The following is a 23,494-nucleotide window of genomic DNA, read 5'->3' as shown; positions in this document are numbered from 1 at the left end:
GACCGAGTGAGCCGCGCTAGCGTCGTACCTGATCGGGATCGTTCCGCGCGGATCGGACGTTGAAGATCGGCAGAGGGCGACGAAGATCGCAGAGCCAGAGCCGACGAGCGGGAGGCCTCCTTGACCGTCCAACGACCTGATCCCGTCAGCGATGCGGCCGCCACGCGCGAAGCCACGCAGCAGCTCATCGAGGCGGTTTCGGCGCTCGACCCGTCAGCCGTCGCCGAGCCCTCGCTGCTCCCCGGCTGGTCCCGCGGCCATGTGCTGGCCCATCTCGCCCGCAACGCCGACGCCCTGGTCAATCTGCTGACCTGGGCGCGAACGGGCGAGGAGACACCGATGTACGCCAGCGAGGAGGCGCGGGACAAGGACATCGAGGAGGGCGCCAAGCGGCCGCTGCCCGAGCAGCTGGACGACCTGCGGCAGAGCGCCGAGCGGTTCGACCAGGCCGTGGCGGCGATGCCGCCGCAGGCGTGGGCGGCCCAGGTCCGCACCCGGCACGGCGGGGTCCTTCCGGCCGCCGAGATTCCGGCGAAACGTCTCGCCGAGATCCATCTGCACCATGTGGACCTCGGCATCGGCCGCTCCTGCGTCGACCTGCCAGACGACTTCGCCGCCCGTGAGGTCGCCTCGATCATCGACCGGCTCTCTGGTCGTGAGGGGATCGCCGCGGTCCGGCTACATGACACCGAGACCGGCGAGACCTGGGACATCGGCGCGGCCGAAAGCCCCGACCTCACCGTCAGCGGTACCACCCGCGCCCTGCTCGCCTGGGTCAGCGGTCGCGGCGGCGGAGAGGAGCTGAGCCGCGATCCCGACGTGCCCCTGCCCACACTCCCACCGCTAGGGTGACGCCATGTCATACACCGGAGCAGTAAAGGTCGGCGGTCCGCCCGACGTGCACGAGCTCACCGACCTCATAATCTCCAAGGTCGCCGTGGGTCCGATGGACAACAACGCCTATCTGTTGCGCTGCCGTGCGACCGATGAGCAGTTGCTGATCGACGCCGCCGCCGAGCCGCACACCCTGCTGTCCATGATCGGCGACGGCGGCATCGCGTCCGTGGTCACCACGCACCGGCACGGCGACCACTGGGGCGCGCTGCGTGAGGTCGTGGACGCGACCGGGGCGCGTACGTACGCCGGGCGCTATGACGCCGAAGGCATTCCGGTTCCGACCGATGTGCTGGTGGAGGACGGTGACACCGTGCGGGTGGGGCGGGTCGGGCTCACCGCGCGCCATCTGGTGGGCCACACGCCGGGCAGCATCGCGCTGGTCTACGACGACCCGCATGGCCACCCCCATGTCTTCACCGGTGACTGCCTGTTCCCAGGTGGCGTGGGCAACACCCACGACGATCCGCAGGCGTTCGCCAGGCTGATCGACGACGTCGAGGCGAAGCTGTTCGGCGAGCTTCCCGACGAGACCTGGGTCTATCCGGGCCACGGCGCCGACACCACCCTGGGCGCGGAGCGGCCGCACCTCGCGGAGTGGCGCGAGCGGGGTTGGTAGCGGGCTGCCAACCCCGCTGGAAGAGGGGCCGTCGGCAGGCGCGAGCCTACCGGCGGCCCGTGTTGCGGCGGACGCGTTCGGCCACCTCGCCGCCCTCGGTTTCCCACCAGGGGCGGACCATCTCGGGGGCGGCCGCAGGCGCAGGGGCGGCCGCGGGGGTGGCAGGTGTGGGGGCCACCGCGGCCGGGACGGTGACCAGTTCGCGGTCCAGGCGGGCGTCCAGCTCCGCGGTCTTCGCGCGTTCGGCGCGCCACCACTCGGCGAACACGGCGATCAGGAACGGCAGTCCGACCAGTTCGGCGATGGTGAGCATCAGCCCGCCGCCGATCTGCTGGTCCCGTTGCAGAGTGGGGCCCCAGTCGCGGGGGTGGGCGGCGTACCAGTGACCGGCCACCAGGGTGCCGCTCAGCATGACCACGATGCCGGGGATCGAGTCGAACAGCCCGTCAAGGAACACCAGCACCGCCCGCACCGGGTGGGTGCACCAGCGGGGCAGCATCTCCTGCCGGGTGAGCATCGGCAGTACGAACAGGCAGCCGGTGAGCAGCAGTTGCAGGTGCATCAGCTGGCGTACGCCGTCGTCGCGCAGCGCGGTCTGGAAGTACGGTGTGAAGTAGATGGACAGCTCGGAGGCGAGCACCAGGACCGTGCTGACGAACGGGAAGGTGAGCAGCCGCACCACCTTGCTGGCCATCACGGCGTCCAGTCGCCGTCGGGCCGGGTCGGACAGTGCCCGTCCGGCGAGTGCCAGCGGGTCGCCGAGGGCGAGGCCGAGCGGAGCGATCAGGTCGAGCACGATGTTCTGCACCGCGGCGGGCCAGAACAGCACCCTGCTGTACACCATGAGGGCGGACATCGTGGCGAAGACGATCATGCCGAGGCCCATGGCCGCGAAGGCGAGCGTACGGGCCGGTGGCCAGTGTTCGCCGCGGCCGCGCAGCCGTACCAGCGCGGCCGCGTACAGCGCGCCGAGCAGCACGACGAACGCGAGCGCCGCCGGGTCGAGTTCCCAGGTGCTCAGGAAGCGGGAGACCGTCAGTTCCGGCAGACTCTCCACCGCCAATGTGCTCACCGGCGCCCACCTGCCCTCTTCTGGGATGCCTGATTCGGCTCGATTGCCGCATCCACGTTAGACGCTGGGTGGCGCCGGGCCGTAGGCGACCCTACGGATGGGCGCTGGTGGCGTTCCTCTTCGAGGCCAGCAGGCTGGTGGCGGTGGTCAGGGCGAGGACGGCGACGATCACGCCGAGCGAGATCGGGATGGAGATCTCGGGTGCCGGTACACCGGACTCGTGCAGGGCGTGCAGCACCAGCTTGACGCCGATGAATCCGAGGATGACGGACAGCCCGTAGGACAGGTGCACCAGCCGCTTGAGCAGGCCGCCGATGAGGAAGTACAGCTGGCGCAGTCCCATCAGGGCGAAGGCGTTGGCGGTGAAGACGATGTACGGGTCCTGGGTGAGGCCGAAGATGGCGGGGATGGAGTCGAGGGCGAACAGGATGTCGGCGCTGCCGATCGCCAGGACGACGATGAGCATCGGTGTCATCAGCCGTCTGCCGTTCTGGACGACGAGGAGTCTGGTGCCGTGGTAGGTGTCGGTGGACGGCACCCGCTTCTCGACGGCCTTGAGGAGCTTGTTCTCCTCGTACTCCTCGTCGGGCTTGTCGGCCCTGGCTTCCTGGATCAGCTTCCACGCGGTCCAGATGAGGAAGGCGCCGAAGATGTAGAAGACCCAGGAGAAGCTCGCGATGACGGCGGCGCCCGCGGCGATGAACGCGGCGCGCAGCACCAGGGCGATCAGTACGCCGATGAGCAGTACGCGTTGCTGGTACCTGCTGGGCACGGCGAACTTCGCCATGATCAGGACGAAGACGAAGAGGTTGTCGACGCTGAGTGACTTCTCGGTGATGAAGCCCGCGAAGAACTCTCCGGCTGGCTGTCCGCCCCTGAAGACCAGCAGCCCGAGCCCGAAGAGGGCGGCGAGCACGATCCACACGACGGTCCAGATCGCGGCTTCCTTGATCGAGACGTCGTGGGGTTTGCGGCCGACGAAGAAGTCGACCGCGATCAGGGCGCACAGTCCGAGGATGGTCGCGGCCCACAGGGCGAGAGAGACGTCCATCCCCGGAACGGTACAGGAATCACCAAGTACAGGTAAAGCAAAGACCAAATGTGCAGGTCATGTGGCGTGTCGGGAGCCCGTCAGGCCACATGACCGGCGTATCGGGAGGCCGTCAGGCCACTCCGGCCTCCCTCATCTGCCGCAGCTCCTTCTTCAGCTCGCCGACCTCGTCACGGAGCCGGGCCGCCACCTCGAACTGCAGGTCGGCCGCGGCGGTGCGCATCTGCTCGGTCAGCTCGCCGATGAGATCGGCGAGTTCCTCGGCGGGCAGGGCCTTCTTCCCGGCGCGCTTCTCGCCCGCCTTCGCCGACAGCCCCGGCACCGGGGACTTGCCGCGGGACCGCTGCCGGCCGGAGCCCAGCAGTTCCTCGGTGTCCGCGTCCTCGCGGGCGAACGAGTCGAGGATGCCCGCGATCTTCTTGCGCAGCGGCTGCGGATCGATCCCCCTCTCCTTGTTGTACGCCATCTGCTTCTCGCGGCGCCGGTTTGTCTCCTCGATCGCCCGCTCCATACCCGGGGTGATCTTGTCCGCGTACATATGGACCTGACCGGAGACATTGCGCGCCGCGCGGCCGATGGTCTGGATCAGCGACGTGCCCGAACGCAGGAACCCCTCCTTGTCCGCGTCGAGGATCGCCACCAGGGAGACCTCGGGAAGGTCCAGGCCCTCACGGAGCAGGTTGATGCCGACCAGTACGTCGAACTCGCCCGCCCGCAGCTCGCGCAGCAGCTCGACGCGGCGCAGCGTGTCGATGTCGCTGTGCAGGTACCGCACCTGGATGCCGAGCTCCAGCATGTAGTCGGTGAGGTCCTCGGCCATCTTCTTGGTGAGGGTGGTGACCAGCACGCGCTCGTCCTTCTCCGCGCGCACCCGGATCTCGTGGACGAGGTCGTCGATCTGGCCCTCGGTGGGCTTGACGATGACCTCGGGGTCGACCAGGCCGGTGGGGCGGATGATCTGCTCCACGACGCCCTCGGAGCGGGAGAGCTCGTACGGCCCCGGGGTGGCGGACAGATAGACGGTCTGCCCGATCCGCTCCAGGAACTCCTCCCACTTCAGCGGCCGGTTGTCCAGCGCGGAAGGCAACCGGAACCCGTGCTCGATGAGGGTGCGCTTGCGGGACGCGTCGCCCTCGTACATCGCGCCGATCTGCGGCACGGTGACATGCGACTCGTCGATGACCAGCAGGAAGTCCTCGGGGAAGTAGTCGAGGAGGGTGTTGGGCGCGGAGCCGGGCTCACGGCCGTCGATGTGCCGCGAGTAGTTCTCGATGCCGGAGCAGGTGCCGATCTGCCGCATCATCTCGATGTCGTACGTGGTGCGCATCCGCAGCCGCTGGGCCTCCAGCAGCTTGCCCTGCTTCTCCATGGTGGCGAGGGTGCCTTCCAGCTCCTGCTCGATCCCGGCGATCGCCCGTTCCATGCGCTCCGGCCCCGCCACGTAGTGCGTGGCGGGGAAGACGTACAGCTCCTGGTCGTCGGTGATGACCTCGCCGGTCAGCGGGTGGAGGGTGGACAGCGCCTCGATCTCGTCGCCGAACATCTCGACGCGCACGGCGAGTTGCTCGTAGACCGGGAAGATCTCGATGGTGTCGCCGCGCACCCGGAAGGTGCCCCGGGTGAACGCCATGTCGTTGCGCGTGTACTGGATGTCCACGAAGCGGCGCAGCAGCTGGTCGCGGTCGATCTCCTCGCCGACCCGCAGCGGCACCATCCGGTCCACGTACTCCTGCGGGGTGCCCAGGCCGTAGATGCAGGAGACGGAGGCGACCACCACCACGTCGCGCCGGGTGAGCAGCGAGTTCGTGGTGGAGTGGCGCAGCCGCTCGACCTCCTCGTTGATCGAGGAGTCCTTCTCGATGTAGGTGTCCGTCTGCGGGACGTACGCCTCCGGCTGGTAGTAGTCGTAGTAGGAGACGAAGTACTCGACCGCGTTATTGGGCAGCAGCTCGCGGAACTCGTTGGCGAGCTGGGCGGCGAGCGTCTTGTTCGGCGCCATGACCAGGGTCGGCCGCTGGAGCTTCTCGATCATCCACGCGGTGGTCGCCGACTTGCCGGTGCCGGTGGCGCCGAGCAGCACGACATCCTTCTCACCCGCGCGGATCCGCCGGTCCAGCTCGGCGATGGCCGCTGGCTGGTCCCCGCTGGGCTGGTAGGGGCTGACGACCTCGAAGGGCGCCACCTTGCGTTCGATCTCAGAAACGGGCCGCATGGATTCACCGTACGACCCCCCACTGACAATGGGCCGCCCAAGCCACTCGTTCTGATGCCGGTGGGGCTGAAGTGACGGGAGTCAACGCGGGGTCCGGCTGTCAGTGCCCGGTCCTACGCTGGGCGCGTGACGGAATCGAACCGGACCGTGAGCTGGTCCGTACAGGACACACCGATCGGGCCGCTGCTGCTCGCCGCGACGCCGGACGGCCTGGTCAACGTCGTCTTCCGGGCCCGGGGAGCGCACGGCGCGGGACGCCGTGGCCCGGCTCGCCGCCCGTTTCGGCACCGAGCCGGTCCGCGACCGGTCCGGGCATCTGGGCCAGGCGATACGCGAGCTGGACAGCTACTTCTCGGGGGCGCTGCGGGAGTTCGCCGTGGCGCTGGACTGGTCGCTGTGCACCGGGTTCAACCGCCGGGTGCTGCACGAACTCGCCGAGGGCGTCCCGTACGGCACGGTGGTCGGCTACCAGACGCTGGCCGACCGGGTGGGCGAGCCGGGTGCCGCCCGGGCGGTCGGCATGGCGATGGGCGCCAATCCGCTTCCGGTGGTCGTGCCGTGCCACCGCGTGGTGGAGAGCGGCGGCGGGATCGGCGGCTTCGGCGGCGGCCTGGAGATCAAGCGGACGCTGCTGGCGCTGGAGGGCGTGCTGCCGGAACCGCTGTTCTGAACGGCCGCCGGGCGGGCCGGCGGGGCGGGAGCGGACTCGGGGGCGTAGCCTGCCCCCGAGCCCTGGGAATGCCGCCGTGTTGGACACGCCGAACCGGTTGAGGGCACGGATCAGTCTGATGTCGTCGTGTTCTGCCTTTGAACTACCACGCATCGTTGGCTGCGCGGGCCGGACTTGAACCGGCATCCGACGACCAGGTCCGGCCCGGTCGGTTCGGCGATCGGCGGCGAATGCTGAGTCTGGAGCGAGAGTCTGAGATTGATCGTGATCCGGTTGAGAGTCCGGGCCACGCCGTCACGACAAGCTTCAGCTTCAGCTTGCGCTCCTCGCGCACCCCAACCGCCATGGGCGGTCGGGGAGTTCACCACGGTATACGAGGTGCTACCCGAAGAGGTAGCCGAATACCGCGTCGCCGACGCGCTGGTCGGTGACCTCGGCGCCGTTCGCCTCCTCGCGGGCGAACTTCACGGCCTGCTGCAACTTCTCCAGCCGGGTCAGCAGTTCGTTGACCCGCCGCGCCGGAAGCGCACCGGAGAACTTCACGGTGGTCCAGTAGCCGACCGGCACGTCCTCGTAGTACACCTCGACCTGCGCGGGGTGCTTGTCCGTGGCCTCGGCCTTGACGTGGTTGCGCGGCACCTTCTTCGTCCGCACGGTGCGCACCGGCTCGGTGCGCCACCAGTCGGTGGAGGGGTCGAGCGACCAGGACTCGGCGCCGTCCAGCACCGGCAACTTCCTTACGAAGACGGCGAGTTCTGCCAGCTGCTTCTCCAGGAACAGCAGGTAGGACACCGGCACCTCGCGCAGCAGTACCTGGCCGTCGACCGTGATGTCGGCGCGCGCCGCGCAGTTGGCCCAGTCTTTGGTGGCGGTGATGTCGAACAGCCGGGTCAGCGTGGTCGCGGTGTCCCGCAGTACGTCCTCGGCCTTGACCTGCACCCGGGTGGACTCGGGCGGCAGTTGCTCGCCCTCTTCGTCCTTCGGCTGGTAGGTGCGGGATATCCCGGCGAGCAGTGCGGGCTTGGTCAGCCCGTGCTGAGCGGCCGCCAGGTCCTGGTGGGAGCCGGCCTTGACGCCCTTCTCCACTGCGATGATCTGATTGAGTTTCGCCACGGCATGGACGGTAGCAGGCATGGCCGAGCCGCTTCGAACGGTTAACCACCAGGCGCGGCCAGGCGCTTCACCCGTGGTCGGCGGCGTGGCGTGGGCGGCTGTCGCCGACGGGGCGAGGCACCGGACGGGCGCCGTCGTGCGGTGGCCGCCGCCCGCTCAGCCGTCCCCGTCGAATCCCGCCGCCTCCACGTACTCCGGCCTCGGGTCGAGGGCGGCGGCCAGGCGGAAGTGGCGTTTCGCCTGGTCGTGCCGGTTGGCGCGTTGCAGGGTGCGGGCCAGTGCGAAGTGGGCGTAGGCGTTGGTCGGCTCGCGTTCCAGGACCATCTGGAAGTCCGCTTCGGCGGAGCGCAGTTGGGCGGCCATGAAGTAGGCGCGGGCGCGTAGCAGCCGGGCGGAGATGCTCTCCGGGTGGGCGGCGATCACGGCGTCCAGCAACTTCACCGCGCCGCGCGGATCGCGGGCGGCGAGCAGTTGCTCCGCGGCGCGGAAGTCGATGACGTTGGTCTCCGGGGTGCGCTCGGGCACGTCCGCCTCCTTCCAGGGCGCGGCCGACTGCCGTCCACCGTCCCAGGACTACCCAACGTCGACTCGCACAACCGCATTCCCGGCCAGTGACCGGGTGCCCCGTCTGGAGCAACGCCCAGCATCGGTTCGCCGACCGGGGGCGGCCCGCTCGCGGCCGTGGCGCGAGCGCCGTCCGTGGCGCCCGTCCGCTGCAGGGAGCGGGCGTCCGTCGCACGGTGGGTCCCGTGGAACGGAAACAGGCGGGTCACCGACTGTGCGCACGGGCGTGCGCAGAGTGACGGGGTCGTATCGAGGAGTACGTCATGGGCAACGCGGACTGGGACCGTCGGCACTTCCTCGGCGCCGCGGCGAGCGTGGGCGTGGGCGCGCTGGCCGCCGGCTGCACCTCGGGCGGCGGCTCGGCGGGACGGACGACCACGGCGGACCCGGTGGCGGCCGAGAACGCGCTGCCCGGCGACCGCGACTGGGGGCTGACGCACCGGGGCCCCGACCGGGCGGTGGAGGGCTACGCGGACCAGGTCAGCGTGCTGCCCGGCGAGACGTTCCACCTCCATGTCTCCACCACCGCAGCCGGATTCCGCGCCGAGGCGTTCCGGATGGGCTGGTACGGGGGCGCGCAGGCGCGCAGGGTGTGGGCCTCGGAGCGCATACCCGGCGGCGCACGGCCGGTTCCGGCGGCGCACGGCGACACGCGCACCGTCTCGGCGGGTTGGCAGCCGTCCCTGGGGGTCAGTACCCGGGGCTGGCCGGAGGGGGCCTATCTGATCCGGCTGACCACGGACTCCGGGGAGCAGCGGTATGTGCCGATCACCGTCCGCTCCGCGTCCACCGCGGGCAAGCTGGTGCTGGTCAACGCGGTCGGCACCTGGCAGGCGTACAACACCTGGGGCGGCCGCAGCCTCTACCAGGGGCCGGGCGGCAAGTCCGACTACGACAACCGCTCGCTGGCGGTCAGTTGCGACCGGCCCTACGACCGGGACGGCGCGCCGCTGTTCACCACCTACGAGCAGCCCGCGATAGCGCTCGCGGAGAAGCTGGGGCTGCCGCTCGCCTATGTGACGAACATGGACATCGACCGTGACCCCCGACTGCTGTACGGGGCACGGGCGATCATCTCGCTCGGCCATGACGAGTACTGGACCCCGGCGATGCGCGAGCGGGTGACCGCGGCCAGGGACGCCGGGTGCAACCTCGCCTTCCTCGGTGCGAACGCCTGCTTCCGCCGGATCCGTCTTGAGCCGGCGCCGACGGGCCAGCGCCGTCTGGTCGTCTGCTACAAGACCGACTGGCCGCACGACCCGATGAACGGCAAGGACGACGCGGCGGTGACCACCGACTGGCGGGCGGCGCCGCACCCCCGGCCGGAGAGTTCGATGACGGGCACGTTGTACGAGTCGAATCCGACATCGGCGCCCTACGTGGTGGCCGATCCCGGACACTGGCTGTTCGAGGGGACCGGCGTCAGCCGTGGTACCAGCTTCGCCAATCTGGTCGGCACCGAGTACGACCGGGTCAACTCCGGCCAGGACACGCCCCGTCCGCTGGAGATAGTCGCCCACTCCAGGCTGGTGTGCCGTGGAGTACGTTCCTTCGGAGACTCCGCTTACTACACCACGGGGAGCGGCGCGGGCGTGTTCAACACCGGCACCATGCGCTGGGTGGAGTCGCTCACCGACGATCCGGGGCATGGGATTCCGCCGCATACCGCCGAGTTCACCTCGCGGGTCACGGCGAACATGTTCCGCGTCTTCGCCGCGGGACCGGCCGGGCGCACCCATCCGGCGAAGGACACCTTGGAGGAGTACCACCCGTACGACGGCGACCCGACCTGGGCCAAGCAGAACCTGTGGTGATACCTCCGAGGGAGCCCTGACCCACTCAGTGCCTCCTGCCCTCCCAAACCTGGGATCTTTCTGCCAACAACCCGTACTGCTCGGTCTATTGACACCCTTTGACGCCCTCCCAAAGATGACTCATCGGATGTATCCATCCGCTTGAGCCACTCCATGCGACAACGCACCCATCGGAGGGCACATGAACGACTCCCCCACCCACCCCGGGCGCGACGGCGCCACCGGACTTCCCAGACGCCAGGTGCTGGGTACCGCGCTGGGCGCCGCGGTCGCCGTCCCGTTCGTCGCCGGGACCGCACACGCGGCGGGCCAACCGCCGTCCGCCCCGGGGCCGTCCTGGGTCCCGGTTCCGGAGGCGGTTCCCGTTCCGCTCGACGGCTGCTTCGACAACGACGGCATCGACACCGCGAACGCCCGCGACGGTGACTTCGACGGTTCCGGTTACGCCTTCCCCGGTGAGCGGCTACCGCCCGCGGGACGCACGGTGGTCGACGGCGTACCGTTTCTGTTCCCCTCGTCGGCTGCCGGCGCCAAGAACAACGTGGTGGCGACGGGCCAGCGCATCGCTCTGCCGGCACCGGGCGCGTACCTGTCGGCCCAGCTGCTGGTGGCCGCCAGCTACGGTGACGCCTCCGGCACCGCCACCGTCACGTACCAGGACGGCAGCACCTCACAGGCCCAACTCGGCGGTACCGACTGGTACTCCGGCGGCGGCGTGCTGAGCACGCCGTTCCGCTACGGCCCCGGCGGCACCGACCAGCATCCGGTCTCCATCGGCATGGCGGAGCTGTGGCTGGACCCGGCCCGCCGCGCGGTGGCCATCACCCTGCCGGACATCGGCCCCGCCAAGGCCAACTCCCCTGCCCTGCACGTGTTCGCGCTGTCCCTGCAACCGGCCGCGCAGGGGCGGGCGTTGCAGCTGCGGACCGCCGCCTCCACCAACTCCCTGCTGGATCCGCGCACCCAGAGCGTCGAGGCGACCGTGGTCAACGCGGGCACGGTGTGGATCGGCGCCGCCGACGCGGTGCGGGTCGCCGTCGACGTCGACGGCGCCCGTACCGTGGCGCCCGCACCGGTGACCGCGCTGGCCCCGGGCGAGCAGGCCCGGGTACGGGTCGGCATCCGCAACTCGGCCGGGACGAGGGCCGGTACCGCCCGCACCGGTACGGTCGCGGTGGACGGCAGGGGCGGGCGCGCCGCCGCCCGACGCACCGGCCTGGTGCTCGGTACGCCCGACTACCAGCCGACAGACGCCTCACTGGGCACCCACCAGGCCCCTTACTGGTTCGACGACGCGAAGTTCGGGATCTTCATCCACTGGGGCGTCTACTCGGTGCCCGCCTGGGCGCCGGTGGGCGGCACCTATGCGGAGTGGTACTGGAACTCGATGCAGAGCCCGTCGAATCCGGTGTACTCCTACCACGCGGGCCGGTACGGCGAGGACTTCGCCTACGACGACTTCATCCCGATGTTCACCGCGCGGCGCTTCGACCCGCGCGCCTGGGTCGAGCTGTTCCAGGACGCGGGCGCCGAGTACTACGTACTGACCTCCAAGCACCATGAGGGCTTCGCGCTGTGGGACACCAAGGTCTCGGACCGCAACGCGGTACGCATGGGCCCGCACCGGGACCTGGTCAAGGAGCTGTTCACCGCGTCGCGTACGTACACCCCGCGGCTGCGCAACGGGCTGTACTTCTCCATGCCGGAGTGGTTCAACCCCGACAACCCGTGGATGGGCCACGCGCCGCGCAACCCGTACACCCTGGCACCGGTTCCGTACACCGGATACACCCCTGGCCGGGACTATGTGAAGGACTACCAGGCCCCGCAGATGCGGGAGTTGGTGCACGGTTACGACCCGGACGTCATCTGGTGCGACATCGGCGGCGTGAACGACAGCCATGACGTGCTGGCGGACTACTTCAACCACGCCAAGAACCGGCCGCGGCCCAAGGACGTGACCGTCAACAACCGCTCCGGGATCGCCCCGCACGACTTCACCACGCCCGAGTACACCACGTACAACAACACCGTGATCGCCAAATGGGAGGCGAGCCGCGGCCTGGATCCGCACTCCTACGGCTACAACCAGGCCACGCCCGACGACCAGTACATGACCGCGCAAGAGGTGGTGCACACCCTGGTCGACATCGTCAGCAAGAACGGCAACTTCCTGCTGGACATCGGGCCGCGCTCGGACGGCACCATTCCGGAGATCATGCAGACCCGGCTACGGCAGACCGGGCGCTGGCTGGCGGTCAACGGCGAGTCGGTGTACGGCACCACCTACTGGTCACGGCTGGCACAACTCGGCGACCTGCGGTTCTCCGTCCGGCAGAACCAGGCGTTCTACATCTCCTCGCTCACCGAGCCGGGCAGCAAACTGGTGGTGCGGGCCCCGGTGCCCATCCGCAAGGGCGACAAGGTGACCATGCTCGGCTACCACCGCGCCCTGGAGTGGGACTTCACCGGTGACACGCTCACCGTCCAGGTCCCGGCCGCCGCGCGGGCGGCCGGGGAGTACGCCTGGGTGTTCAAGGTCAGTTGGGGCGGCTGAGGTCGCGGGCGCGCTCCCGCAACGCCTCCCAGATCTCGCGCACCCGCGGTTCGAGGTCTGCCAGCGGTCCGTCGTTGTCGATCACGAGGTCGGCGATGGCGAGCCGCTGGTCCCGGCTGGCCTGTGCGGCCATCCGGGAGCGGGCCTCGTCCTCGGCCATTCCGCGCAGCCTGACCAGCCGGTCGAGTTGGGTGTGCGGGGCGGCGTCCACCACGACCACCAGGTCGAAGAGGGGGGCGAGGCCGTTCTCGGTCAGCAGCGGGACGTCATGGACGACGATCGCGTCGTCGGCCGCCGCGGCCTCCAGTTGCGCGGAGCGGTCGCGGACCAGGGGGTGCACGATGGCGTTGAGCGCCTTGAGGCGTTCCGGATCGGCGAAAACGATCCCACCGAGCTTCGGTCGGTCCAGGCTGCCGTCAGCGGCCAGCACCGACTTGCCGAACTCGGCCACCACGGCGGCCAGCCCGGGGGTCCCCGGCTCCACCACCTCCCGGGCGATACGGTCGGAGTCGATCACGACCGCGCCGTACGAGGCGAGCAGCCGCGACACCTCACTCTTGCCGGCGCCGATACCGCCGGTCAGTCCCACCTTCAACACGGCTCCAGGGTATGCCTTCGCCCGATCCGGGGCTCGGCGTGCCCGCCTCGAAAACCGCGCGGCGGCAGGCAACCGAAACGGCGCGTTCCGGCGGCGCCGAACCGGCCGCGCCGCCGGAGCCACACTCCGTCGGACACGGCGTCAGCCGCGCCCCTCAGCTGCCGTCCGCCTCGCGTTCGGCGAGGAAGCGCTCGAACTCCGCGCCGAGATCGTCGGCGGAAGGCAGATCCGCGGGCTCGGCGAGCAGGCTCTCCCGGCCGCCCGCGCCCGCCAGGGCGTCGTACTGGTTCTCCAGCCCGCGGACCACCGAAGTCAACTCCGCGTCGCCCTCGGCCAGCTGCCGCTCGATCTCCTCCTGGACCGTGTACGCCTGAGCGCGCAGCGCGTGCGCCGGACCGGGCAGCACCAGACCGGTGGCGGCGGTCACCGCCTCCAGCACCGCCAGCGAAGCGTCCGGGTACGGCGAGCGGGCCAGGTAGTGCGGCACATGGGCGGCCACGCCCAGCACATCGTGCCCCGCCTGGCCCAGCCGCAGTTCGATCAGCGAGTCCGCGCTGCCGGGCACCTGCGCCTCGTCGAACCAACTGCGGTGCCCCGGCGTCAGATCGGTCCGGTTGCCGTGCGGGGTCAGACCGACCGGGCGGGTGTGCGGCACACCCATCGGAATGCCGTGGAAGTTGATCGAGAGCCGCACGCCGAACCGCTCGACCAGCCCGCCCACCGCCTCGGCGAACCGCTCCCACTGGACGTCCGGCTCCGGTCCGGACAGCAGCAGGAACGGTGTGCCCGTGGTGTCCTTCATCAGGCGCAGCGCCAGCTCGGGCGCCTCATAGCCCGACCAGTGGTCGCGCTGGAACGTCATCAGCGGGCGGCGGGCGCGGTAGTCCAGCAGCTGGTCCACGTCGAACCGCGCCACGACCTGGTGGTCGAGGTTCTCCAGCAGCTCGTCGACGAGTTGCTCGCCGGTGTCGCCCGCGTCGATGAAGCCCTCCAGGTGGTAGAGCAGCACCAGGCCGCCGGCGTCCGCGGAATCGACCGCGTGGACGCCGTCCGGCTCGAACTCGTAAAGACTCTGCGGATCAAGCACCGTGACCGTCCCTTCCCACTCTCCCCTGCTACCAACGTAAGGCGCCCCACTGACATTCCCGAGCCACCAACCCGCAGACCGTCACCTTGAGTTGACGCGACCTTGACAGTGCAGATCAGCGGGGCCGAAGATCCACCGAGCAGCTGTGCGCAACCCCGGGACTGACAACGATGTCGCCAGGAAGGGACGCCGAGCCTTGAGCCATCGACCGACGCACCGCGGCACCATCGGACCGTTCGCCGCCCGACGCGGCAGAACCCCGCGCCGGGCGGGATCCCACCACAGAGTGAGATCACTCGGCCCGCGCCTGAAGTCACCTCTGGTCGCCGTCTTCGCGGCGGCCTTCTTCACAAGCGCACTGACGTCCACCGCACACGCCGCCCCCTCCCCGGGGGGCCAACTCACCGACCTGGTCAACCCGTTCATCGGAACGCAGAACGAGGGGAACACCTACCCGGGCGCCGCCGTGCCGTTCGGGATGGTGCAGCTCTCCCCCGACACCGGGCACGACACCGGCTACGACTACGACCAGACCACCATCCGCGGCTTCAGCGCGGTGCACCTGTCGGGGGTGGGCTGCGGCATCGGGGGCGACCTCCCCGTACTGCCCACCACCGGCGACATCTCCTCCACCGACTACGCGAAATACGCCGCTTCCTACTCGCACGCCCAGGAGCAGGCGTCCCCCGGCTACTACCGGGTGGGGCTGTCCTCGTACGGCGGCATCACCGCGGAGCTGACGGCCTCCACCCACACGGGATGGCAGCGCTACACCTTCCCCGCCACCACCAAGGCCAATGTGCTGCTCAACAGCGGGCAGGCGCTGCACAGCGTCAGCTCCAGCACGGTCACCGTGCTGGACAACCGCACGGTGGCCACGACCATCACCGGCCATGGCTTCTGTCAGGACACCAGGCCCTACACGGTATACACGGTCACCCGCTTCGACCGCCCGTTCACCGATCACGGCACCTGGAGCGGCGGTACGGTCACCGACGGGTCCGACTCCTCGTCCGGCGGTGGGCTGCGCGGCGCCTACCTGCGCTTCGACACCACGTCCCAGCGCACGGTGACCGCCACCACCGCGATCAGCTATGTGAGCGTCGACGGCGCCAGGCGCAACCTCGCCCAGGAGGGCCGCGGCACCTTCGACGGCACCGCCCGGGCGGCCCAGCAGTCCTGGGAGCACTGGCTGGAGCGGGTTCGGGTACAGGGCGGCAGCGATGAGCGGCGCCGGACCTTCTACTCCTCGCTCTACCGTGCCCTGCTGTCCCCCAACACGGGCAGCGACGTGGACGGCTCATACACCGGCTGGGATGGCCGCGTACATAAGGCCGATGGGTTCACGTACTACCAGAACTGGTCGCTGTGGGACGTCTACCGCACCCAGGCGCAGTTGCTGTCGCTGCTCGCTCCCGCCCAGATGCGGGACATGGCCCTATCGCTGCTGAAGGTGAACGACCAGGGCGGCTGGCTGCCCAAGTGGGCCTACGCCACGGTCGAGACCAACATCATGACCGGCGACCCGGTCACCCCGTTCCTGGTGAACGCCTACAACCAGGGGCTGTTGGCGGGCCATGAACAGGAGGCGTACCAGGCGCTGAAGAAGAACGCCGACTCGGTGCCGCCCGCCGGTTCCCCCTACGAGGGTCGCGGCGGCAACCCGCGCTACCTGGTGGACGGTTACGTACCGCTGGACCCCAACGCCCCGCACAAGCCAGGGGACTTCGACTACGACCACGGCCCGTCGGCCACCCTGGAGTACGCGCTGTCGGACGCGGCCCTGAGCACGATGGCGCACAGGCTCGGCCACGAGGCGGACGCCCGGCGCTACCTGGCGCGCGGCCAGAACTACCGCAACATCTTCGACCAGCGCACCGGATTCTTCCGGGCCCGTGACCCGCAAGGGGTTTTCACCGGGCCCGCCGACCCCAAGAAGAGCGTGGGATTCCACGAGGGCACGGCCTGGCAGTATCTGTGGCTCGTTCCGCAGGACATCCCCGGGCTGACGAAGCTGATTGGCGGCGCGGTCGCCACCAACAAGCGGCTGGACTCCTTCTTCGCCTATCCGCAGTTGCTCAAGGACCCGGCCGGAACCGCCCGCAACATCTGGGTGAACGGGCCGTACACCTATTACAACCAGGACAAGTACAACCCTGACAACGAGCCGGACATCCTCGCCCCCTACACCTATCTGTCCACCGGGCAGCCATGGAAGTCCACGGACGTGGTGCACGCGGCGCTGACGCTGTTCACCAACTCGCCCGACGGCCTCACCGGAAACGACGACCTGGGCACGATGTCCTCATGGCAGGTGCTCTCCGCGATCGGGATCTTCCCGGTGACCTCCGGAGTGGACACCTGGGCCCTGTCCACCCCAATCTTCGACCGGGTCGATCTGACCCTGGACCAGCACTACTACCCGCGCGGCCATCTCACCATCACCGCTCCGGGCACTTCGGACAGCAAGCGGTACATCCAGTCGGTGCGGGTGGGCGGCCGGGCGCGTTCGGCGACGTATGTCACGACCGGCGATCTGCGGGCAGGACGGGATATCGCCTTCACCGTCGGAAGTAAACCTTCCGCGTGGGGGACGAAGCCGACCGACGCTCCTCCGACGATCGAGGGCCGTCCGGTCGCCCAGCACCATCTGGCGCTTGGGCTGACCCCGCCGACCGCCACCACCTCGGCGGGCGGCACCGTGACCCTGACCGCCGACGCGGTGCTCACCGACCCCGGCACCGCGACCGGCACGCTGACCGTCACCCCCGGCGGCCCGCTGACCGCCGACCCGGCACAGCGGGGGTTGAGCCTGCGCTCCGACAACCTGCCCGCCACCGCCGAGGTGCCGGTCCGGGTGACCGTCCCCGCGGGCACGGCGCCCGGCACGTACCAGGTGGTGGTCCGGGTGAGGGACGGTCAAGGCGCCACCGTCGCCCGTACCGCGACCATCACCGTCACCTGAACAAGTGAATGACGAAGCCCCGCCTCCCGGAAGGGGAGGCGGGGCTTCGTCTCAGCTAGCCCTCAGCGGGAAGCGTTCAGCTCTGGCCACCGGCCAGCTTCTCGCGAAGCGCGGCCAGCGCCTCGTCCGAAGCCAGGGCGCCGGAGTTGTCGGCCGACTCCGAGGAGTACGAGCCGCCGGACGCCTGGCCGCCGCCCTGCGGAGCGGCCTGGCCGCCCTCGGCCGCCGCCTCGGCGTCGGCCTCGCGGGACTTGATGACCTGCTGCTGGTGCTGCTCGAAGCGGGTCTGCGCCTCGGCGTACTGGCGCTCCCACTCCTCGCGCTGCTTCTCGTAGCCCGGCAGCCAGTCGTTGGCCTCCGGGTCGAAGCCCTCGGGGTAGATGTAGTTGCCCTGGTCGTCGTAGGACGCGGCCATGCCGTAGAGGGTCGGGTCGAACTCGACCGAGGCCGGGTCGGCGCCGAAGGACTCGTTGGCCTGCTTCAGCGAGAGGCTGATGCGGCGGCGCTCCAGGTCGATGTCGATGACCTTGACGAAGATCTCGTCGTTGACCTGGACGACCTGCTCCGGGATCTCCACGTGGCGCTCGGCCAGCTCGGAGATGTGGACCAGACCCTCGATGCCCTCGTCCACGCGGACGAACGCACCGAACGGCACCAGCTTGGTGACCTTACCCGGAACGACCTGGCCGATCTGGTGGGTACGGGCGAACTGCTGCCACGGGTCTTCCTGGGTCGCCTTGAGCGACAGGGAGACGCGCTCGCGGTCCATGTCGACGTCCAGGACCTCGACCGTGACCTCCTGGCCGACCTCGACGACCTCGGACGGGTGGTCGATGTGCTTCCAGGACAGCTCGGAGACGTGGACCAGACCGTCGACGCCACCCAGGTCCACGAAGGCACCGAAGTTGACGATGGAGGAGACGACGCCGGAGCGCACCTGGCCCTTCTGCAGGGTGGTGAGGAAGGTCTGGCGGACCTCGCTCTGGGTCTGCTCCAGCCAGGCACGGCGGGACAGGACCACGTTGTTGCGGTTCTTGTCCAGCTCGATGATCTTGGCCTCGAGCTCCTTGCCGACGTACGGCTGCAGGTCGCGGACGCGGCGCATCTCGACCAGGGAGGCGGGGAGGAAGCCGCGGAGGCCGATGTCGAGGATGAGACCACCCTTGACGACCTCGATGACGGTACCGGTGACGATGCCGTCCTCTTCCTTGATCTTCTCGATGGTGCCCCAGGCGCGCTCGTACTGGGCGCGCTTCTTGGAGAGGATCAGGCGGCCTTCCTTGTCCTCCTTCTGGAGGACCAGGGCCTCGATCTCGTCACCCACGGCGACGACCTCGTTCGGGTCGACGTCGTGCTTGATCGAAAGCTCACGGGAGGGGATGACGCCCTCGGTCTTGTAACCGATGTCGAGCAGGACCTCGTCCCGGTCGACCTTCACGATGACGCCGTCGACGATGTCGCCGTCGTTGAAGTACTTGATCGTCTCGTCGATCGCGGCGAGGAAGGCTTCCTCGGAACCAATGTCGTTGACCGCCACCTGCGGGGTGGTGCGAGGGGCCTCGGTGCTGCTCGTCATTAGGGAAAGGACTCCGGTACGGACAGTAAGTCGTAGGTACTGCTACGCCGAGAGCCCGTATCGCCTCTGCCGATTCCGGACAGCCTCGAGGCGGTGGATCCGTGATCTGGAATCTACGGACATCGCCTCAACAACCGAGAGGTCTACAACAGATGCGAGCGCAGCCTGCTCCGTCCGAGGCGCGCAGGCCCGCAGCGCAACTTGTAGCATACGGGGGCAGCCGGGCACGGTCAATGCGCGAAGAGGCATACCAGGGACGCAACGTCACATACCCGGTACAAACCGCCCAGCCCCAGCTCCCCCGAGGTCCGTGACCCGCGGAACCCCGAATCCTCCGATGAGAGTACGACGACCGCCGCGATGATCCAAGACTCCCCGTCCGACACCGTCGACCAGCCCGAGCCGGAAGCGGTGCGGCGCACCGCGGACACCGCCGAGAGCAGCCGGGCGAGCCGGGGGTGGTGGGACCGCAACGCCGACGAGTACCAGGCCGAACACGGCACGTTCCTGGGCGACGACCGCTTCGTCTGGGGCCCCGAGGGCCTGGACGAGGCCGAGGCCGCGCTGCTCGGCCCGGCGCGGGAGCTGGCCGGACGGTCGGTGCTGGAGATCGGCTGCGGTGCGGCGCAGTGCTCGCGCTGGCTGGCGGGGCGGGGCGCCCGGCCGGTGGCGCTGGACCTGTCGTACCGGCAGTTGCGGCACTCCCGCCGGATCGGCGGCGGCTTCCCGCTGGTGCAGGCGGACGCGGGCGCGCTGCCGTTCGCGGACGGCTCGTTCGACCTGGCGTGCTCCGCGTACGGCGGGGTGCCGTTCGTGGCCGACTCGGCGCGGGTGATGCGCGAGGTGCACCGGGTGCTGCGGCCGGGCGGGCGCTGGGTCTTCTCGGTCACCCACCCGATCCGCTGGGCCTTCCCGGACGAGCCGGGCCCCGAGGGGCTGACCGCCACCGCGTCGTACTTCGACCGCACCCCTTATGTCGAGCAGGACGAGCACGGCACCGCCGTGTACGTGGAGCACCACCGCACCGTCGGGGACCGGGTGCGGGAGATAGCGGCGGCCGGTTTCCGGCTGGTCGACCTGGTGGAGCCGCGCTGGCCGGAGTGGAACACCCAGGAGTGGGGCGGCTGGTCCCCGCTGCGCGGGGCGCTGCTGCCGGGCACGGCGATCTTCGTGTGCGTACGGGACTGACCGCGTGATCCGGACCGCGGCACTCGACCTGCCGGTACGCGACGTGCTGCCCGCGCTGCTGGCCGCCCTTGACGAGCACGGTGGCGCGGTGCTGGCGGCGCCGCCGGGCACCGGCAAGACGACGCTGGTACCGCTGGTGCTGGCCGGGCTGCTGGACGGCGCACCGGTGCGGCGGGTTCTGGTGGCCGAGCCGCGGCGGATGGCGGTACGGGCGGCGGCCCGCCGGATGGCCTGGCTGCTGGGCGAGGAGGCCGGGGACCGGGTCGGGTTCACGATTCGTGGGGAGCGGAAGGTTTCACGGCGTACCGTCGTAGAGGTGGTGACGACGGGCGTGCTGCTCCAGCGGTTGCAGCGCGATCCCGAACTGCCCGGTGTGGACGTGGTGCTGCTCGACGAGTGCCATGAGCGGCATCTGGACGCGGACACCGTGATGGCGTTCGTGCTGGACGTGCGCGCCGCGCTGCGCCCGGAGCTGCGCGTGGTGGCGGCGTCGGCGACGACGGACACCGCGGCGTGGGCGCGGCTGATGGGCGATGTACCGGTGGTCGAGGCGCGGGACGTGCTGCATCCGGTCGATGTGGTGTGGGCGCCTCCGGCGCGTGCGGTACGGCCGCCGCACGGGATGCGGGTGGATCCGGCGCTGCTGGAGCACACGGCGTCGGTGGTGCGGCGTGCGCTGCGGGAGCGCGAGGGGGATGTGCTGTGCTTCCTGCCGGGCGTCGGGGAGATCGCGAGGGTCGCCGGGGCGCTGGGGCGCGTCGATGGCGTGGAGGTGTTGCAACTGCACGGGCGGGCGCCCGCCGCGGTGCAGGACGCTGCGCTCGCGCCGGGCGCCCGGCGGCGGGTGCTGCTGGCCACCTCGGTGGCCGAGTCCAGTCTTACGGTGCCGGGCGTGCGGGTGGTGGTCGACTGCGGTCTGGCCCGTGAGCCGCGCACCGACCACGCACGCGGCCTGGGCGCGCTGACGACCGTTCGGGTTTCCCACGCGGCGGCCCGTCAGCGCGCCGGCCGGGCCGGGCGCGAGGGGCCGGGCACGGTGTACCGCTGCTGGTCGCGGGCCGATGACGTCGGTCATCCGGCCCGGCCCGCACCGGAGATCGCGGTGGCGGACCTGGCGGCGTTCGCGCTGCAGGTCGCGTGCTGGGGTGATCCGGACGCGTCCGGTCTGGCGCTGCTGGACGCCCCCGCGGCGGGCGCGATGGCGGCTGCGCGAGAGACGCTGCGGGCGGTCGGGGCGCTCGGCCCGGACGACCGGGTGTCGGACCGCGGGCGGCGCATGGCCGGAATGGGACTGCATCCCCGGCTGGCGCGGGCGCTGCTGGACGGCGCGCGGCTGATCGGCGCGCGCCGGGCGGCCGAGGTGGTGGCGCTGCTCAGTGAGGAGCCACCCCGGGAGTACGGGGATGATCTGGCCGGGGCGTGGCGCTCGGCCCGGCGGGGCGGTGACGGTTACGGCGGACGCTGGCGAGCGGAGGCGAAGCGTCTGACGGCGGTTGCCGCTGAGGGCGGCGTGGCGGAGTCCCGTGCGGGCACGGCGTCGGACGGCGGGCTCGCCGACGACCTCGCGGCCGGGTTGGTGGCCGCACTGGCCTTCCCGGAGCGGGTGGCCAGGAGGCGTGCCGGCGGATATCTGATGGCCTCGGGCACGGCGGCCGAACTCGCCGACGGCACCCGGCTGTCGGGGGCGGACTGGCTGGCGGTGGCGGTGGCGGACCGTCCGGTTTCGGCCGCCTCGGCGCGGGCGCGGCTGGCCGCGGTGATCGACGAGGAGACGGCGCGCACGGCTGCGGCGCCGTTGCTGTCCTCCTACCAGGAGGTGGCGTGGGACGGGGACGTCGTGGCCCGCGAGGTGCGGCGGCTGGGGGCGATCGAGCTGTCGTCACGGGCGCTGCGCTCCCCCGACCCGGAGGCGGTGCGGGCGGCGCTGCTTGACGGGCTGCGCCGGGAGGGCACCGGTGTGCTGCGGTGGAGCCGGGAGGCGGAGGGGCTGCGGCAGCGACTGGCGTTCCTGCACGGGGAGTTGGGCGCGCCGTGGCCGGATGTGTCGGACGGGGCGCTACTGGACCGCGTCGAGGAGTGGCTGGGCCCGGAGCTGGGCGCGGCCCGGCGCCGGGCGGATCTGGAACGGGTGGACGCGGGCGCCGCGCTGTCCCGGCTGCTGCCGTGGGCCGGCGGGGAGGCGGCCCGGTTCGAGGAGTTGGCGCCGGAGCGGGTCGAGGTGCCCAGCGGCTCCCGGATCCGGGTGTCGTACGGCGAAGGGCAGCCGGTGCTGGCGGTGAAGCTCCAGGAGTTGTTCGGCTGGCAGGAGACGCCGCGGATCGCGGGCGGGCGGGTGCCGCTGCTGGTGCATCTGCTCTCCCCCGCCGGGCGTCCGGCGGCGGTCACCTCGGATCTGGCGTCGTTCTGGCGGGACGGGTACCGGGCGGTGCGCGCGGAGTTGCGCGGACGCTATCCCAAGCACCCTTGGCCCGAGGACCCTTCGACGGCGCGGGCGACACGGCGGACGAACGGACGGTCCTAGGCGGGCACCGGCCGCGGGGTCGGTTCCACGGTGTCCGTACTGGACGCGCCGCCGCGGCGGTCGCGGGCTTCCAGCACCAGGGCGGTGGCCAGCAGCGCGGCGCCCAGGCCCAGGAAGCCCCAGGGCAGATAGCTGGTGAGTGCGAGGACCAACTGCCGCTGCTCCTTGACGAGTTCGACGGTCGAGTCGACGTAGTCGGGCCGCATCTTCACATCGCCCGCGAAGGCGATCAGCGGTGTTTTCCGCGGGTCGCCGATATAGCGCATCTCCTCCTTGTGGATCTCCTCGCCGTTGACCGGTGCGCCGGTTACCGGGTCCACCCAGAACATCCGCTTGGTGGTGTACCAGCGTTCCATTCCGGCGGCGGTGACGACGGCGGGTGTCACGCCGAGCGGCATCTTCTTCGGCAGCGGCACCTTGGTCCATGGAATGGTCTGCTCGAAGTAGTAGACCTTCAGGCCGTGGAAGTTCCGCGTGCCCCGGTAGTGGATGGGGGCGGAGGTGCGGGTCTGGGCGTCGAAGTAGTAGTAGTCGCGTTTCTGGGTGAGGAACGGCCACTTGAACTCTATGCCCTGGCGCCGCACCGGGTCGCCGTCCACGCTCTCGCCGCCCGCGTGCACGGGTGCCTGGGAGTGGGCGTCGAAGACGTAGCGTTCGGGGATCTCGGAGACCATGGCGCCGTGCGGGTCGGCGATGTAGGACAGCGCGTCCCAGACGACGACATCGCGGCCGGTCTGCTTCTTGACCTGTTCCGCCGCCCGCACATTACCGCGCAGCGTCTGCACGATGTTCACTTCGGGAACGGTGACGTCCTTCATCCGGGTGTAGTCGAGCAGGGTCGGGTTCTTCGCCTGGAGGACGACGACCTGGTATTCGTTGGCCGGGATCTTCGCCAGCCGGGGAAAGGCGTACCAGCGCAGCAGTGGTGACAACGCGGCGCAGAACGCGGCGAATCCGAGCAGTACCAGGCTGGCTTTGCGGCGCATTCTCCCG

At 70.3% G+C, this 23,494-nt stretch carries 16 protein-coding genes and 1 pseudogene; 8 read left to right on the top strand and 9 right to left on the bottom strand.

All coding sequences use genetic code 11. From position 1 onward, the window contains the following. Positions 1-120: 120 nt before the first annotated feature. Together O5O46_RS07525 and O5O46_RS07520 are read left to right on the top strand one after the other, a co-directional pair. Positions 121-852: a maleylpyruvate isomerase family mycothiol-dependent enzyme gene (locus O5O46_RS07525; protein ID WP_269854452.1), complete on the top strand. Its 732-nt coding sequence runs from the start codon at positions 121-123 to the stop codon at positions 850-852. 4 nt (positions 853-856) lie between these two features. After that, positions 857-1,513: an MBL fold metallo-hydrolase gene (locus O5O46_RS07520; protein ID WP_269854451.1), complete on the top strand. Its 657-nt coding sequence runs from the start codon at positions 857-859 to the stop codon at positions 1,511-1,513. Between the two features lie 46 nt (positions 1,514-1,559). Here O5O46_RS07520 and O5O46_RS07515 read toward each other — a convergent pair whose 3' ends face one another. The 3 genes from O5O46_RS07515 to uvrB all read right to left on the bottom strand — a co-directional run bounded on the left by O5O46_RS07515 (position 1,560) and on the right by uvrB (position 5,848). After that, positions 1,560-2,585 (bottom strand): cytochrome c oxidase assembly protein, encoded by a 1,026-nt coding sequence (locus O5O46_RS07515; protein ID WP_269854450.1) that lies wholly within the window; start codon positions 2,583-2,585, stop codon positions 1,560-1,562. Between the two features lie 91 nt (positions 2,586-2,676). Beyond that, complete coding sequence (locus tag O5O46_RS07510) at positions 2,677-3,636, bottom strand: TerC family protein (protein WP_269854449.1); 960 nt, start codon at positions 3,634-3,636, stop codon at positions 2,677-2,679. A 112-nt stretch (positions 3,637-3,748) separates the two neighbouring features. Then, entirely contained in the window at positions 3,749-5,848 is a 2,100-nt protein-coding gene (gene uvrB, locus O5O46_RS07505) for an excinuclease ABC subunit UvrB (protein WP_269854448.1), read from the bottom strand. Positions 5,849-5,974: 126 nt separating this feature from the next. Between uvrB and O5O46_RS07500 the strand changes: the two are divergent. After that, positions 5,975-6,518: pseudogene (locus tag O5O46_RS07500) on the top strand (methylated-DNA--[protein]-cysteine S-methyltransferase). A 381-nt stretch (positions 6,519-6,899) separates the two neighbouring features. On the opposite strand, the gene O5O46_RS07495 reads toward O5O46_RS07500, so the two are convergent. Both O5O46_RS07495 and O5O46_RS07490 read right to left on the bottom strand, forming a co-directional pair. After that, the gene (locus O5O46_RS07495) at positions 6,900-7,631 is read right to left on the bottom strand and encodes a DUF7873 family protein (protein ID WP_269854447.1); all 732 of its coding nucleotides are present in this window, start codon (positions 7,629-7,631) and stop codon (positions 6,900-6,902) included. A gap of 156 nt (positions 7,632-7,787) precedes the next feature. After that, entirely contained in the window at positions 7,788-8,156 is a 369-nt protein-coding gene (locus O5O46_RS07490; RefSeq protein ID WP_269854446.1) for a tetratricopeptide repeat protein, read from the bottom strand. 302 nt (positions 8,157-8,458) lie between these two features. Here O5O46_RS07490 and O5O46_RS07485 point away from each other — a divergent pair, with 302 nt between their 5' ends. Together O5O46_RS07485 and O5O46_RS07480 are read left to right on the top strand one after the other, a co-directional pair. After that, entirely contained in the window at positions 8,459-10,009 is a 1,551-nt protein-coding gene (locus O5O46_RS07485) for a N,N-dimethylformamidase beta subunit family domain-containing protein (RefSeq protein ID WP_269854445.1), read from the top strand. A gap of 181 nt (positions 10,010-10,190) precedes the next feature. Continuing rightward, positions 10,191-12,566, top strand: coding sequence for an alpha-L-fucosidase (locus O5O46_RS07480; RefSeq protein WP_269854444.1), 2,376 nt, complete (start codon positions 10,191-10,193; stop codon positions 12,564-12,566). On the opposite strand, the gene coaE is transcribed toward O5O46_RS07480, so the two are convergent. Next, a complete protein-coding gene (gene coaE, locus O5O46_RS07475; protein ID WP_269854443.1) occupies positions 12,550-13,164 on the bottom strand; it encodes a dephospho-CoA kinase in 615 nt (204 codons plus the stop codon). The two genes, O5O46_RS07480 and coaE, sit on opposite strands and share 17 nt — an antisense overlap. Positions 13,165-13,318: 154 nt before the next feature. Next, entirely contained in the window at positions 13,319-14,251 is a 933-nt protein-coding gene (locus tag O5O46_RS07470) for a PAC2 family protein (protein WP_269854442.1), read from the bottom strand. A 286-nt stretch (positions 14,252-14,537) separates the two neighbouring features. Here O5O46_RS07470 and O5O46_RS07465 point away from each other — a divergent pair, with 286 nt between their 5' ends. Continuing rightward, a complete protein-coding gene (locus O5O46_RS07465; RefSeq protein ID WP_443072417.1) occupies positions 14,538-17,216 on the top strand; it encodes a GH92 family glycosyl hydrolase in 2,679 nt (892 codons plus the stop codon). Between the two features lie 76 nt (positions 17,217-17,292). Here O5O46_RS07465 and rpsA read toward each other — a convergent pair whose 3' ends face one another. Beyond that, positions 17,293-18,792, bottom strand: coding sequence for a 30S ribosomal protein S1 (gene rpsA / locus O5O46_RS07460; RefSeq protein ID WP_269854441.1), 1,500 nt, complete (start codon positions 18,790-18,792; stop codon positions 17,293-17,295). 360 nt (positions 18,793-19,152) lie between these two features. Here rpsA and O5O46_RS07455 point away from each other — a divergent pair, with 360 nt between their 5' ends. Both O5O46_RS07455 and hrpB read left to right on the top strand, forming a co-directional pair. Next, positions 19,153-19,980, top strand: a complete 828-nt coding sequence (locus O5O46_RS07455; RefSeq protein ID WP_269854440.1) for a class I SAM-dependent methyltransferase — start codon at positions 19,153-19,155, stop codon at positions 19,978-19,980. A gap of 4 nt (positions 19,981-19,984) precedes the next feature. Continuing rightward, positions 19,985-22,501, top strand: coding sequence for an ATP-dependent helicase HrpB (hrpB, locus tag O5O46_RS07450; protein WP_269854439.1), 2,517 nt, complete (start codon positions 19,985-19,987; stop codon positions 22,499-22,501). On the opposite strand, the gene O5O46_RS07445 is transcribed toward hrpB, so the two are convergent. Next, on the bottom strand, positions 22,498-23,487 hold the full coding sequence (locus O5O46_RS07445; RefSeq protein WP_269854438.1) for a DUF3068 domain-containing protein: 990 nt from the start codon (positions 23,485-23,487) through the stop codon (positions 22,498-22,500). The genes hrpB and O5O46_RS07445 overlap by 4 nt on opposite strands. Between the last annotated feature and the right edge of the window lie 7 nt (positions 23,488-23,494).

It is taken from the genome of Streptomyces sp. RPT161 (genome assembly GCF_027533845.1).
Taxonomy (GTDB): domain Bacteria; phylum Actinomycetota; class Actinomycetes; order Streptomycetales; family Streptomycetaceae; genus Streptantibioticus_A; species Streptantibioticus_A silvisoli_A.
Note: the sequence above shows the minus strand (reverse complement) of the source record. Positions and strands in the feature narration are given on the sequence as shown.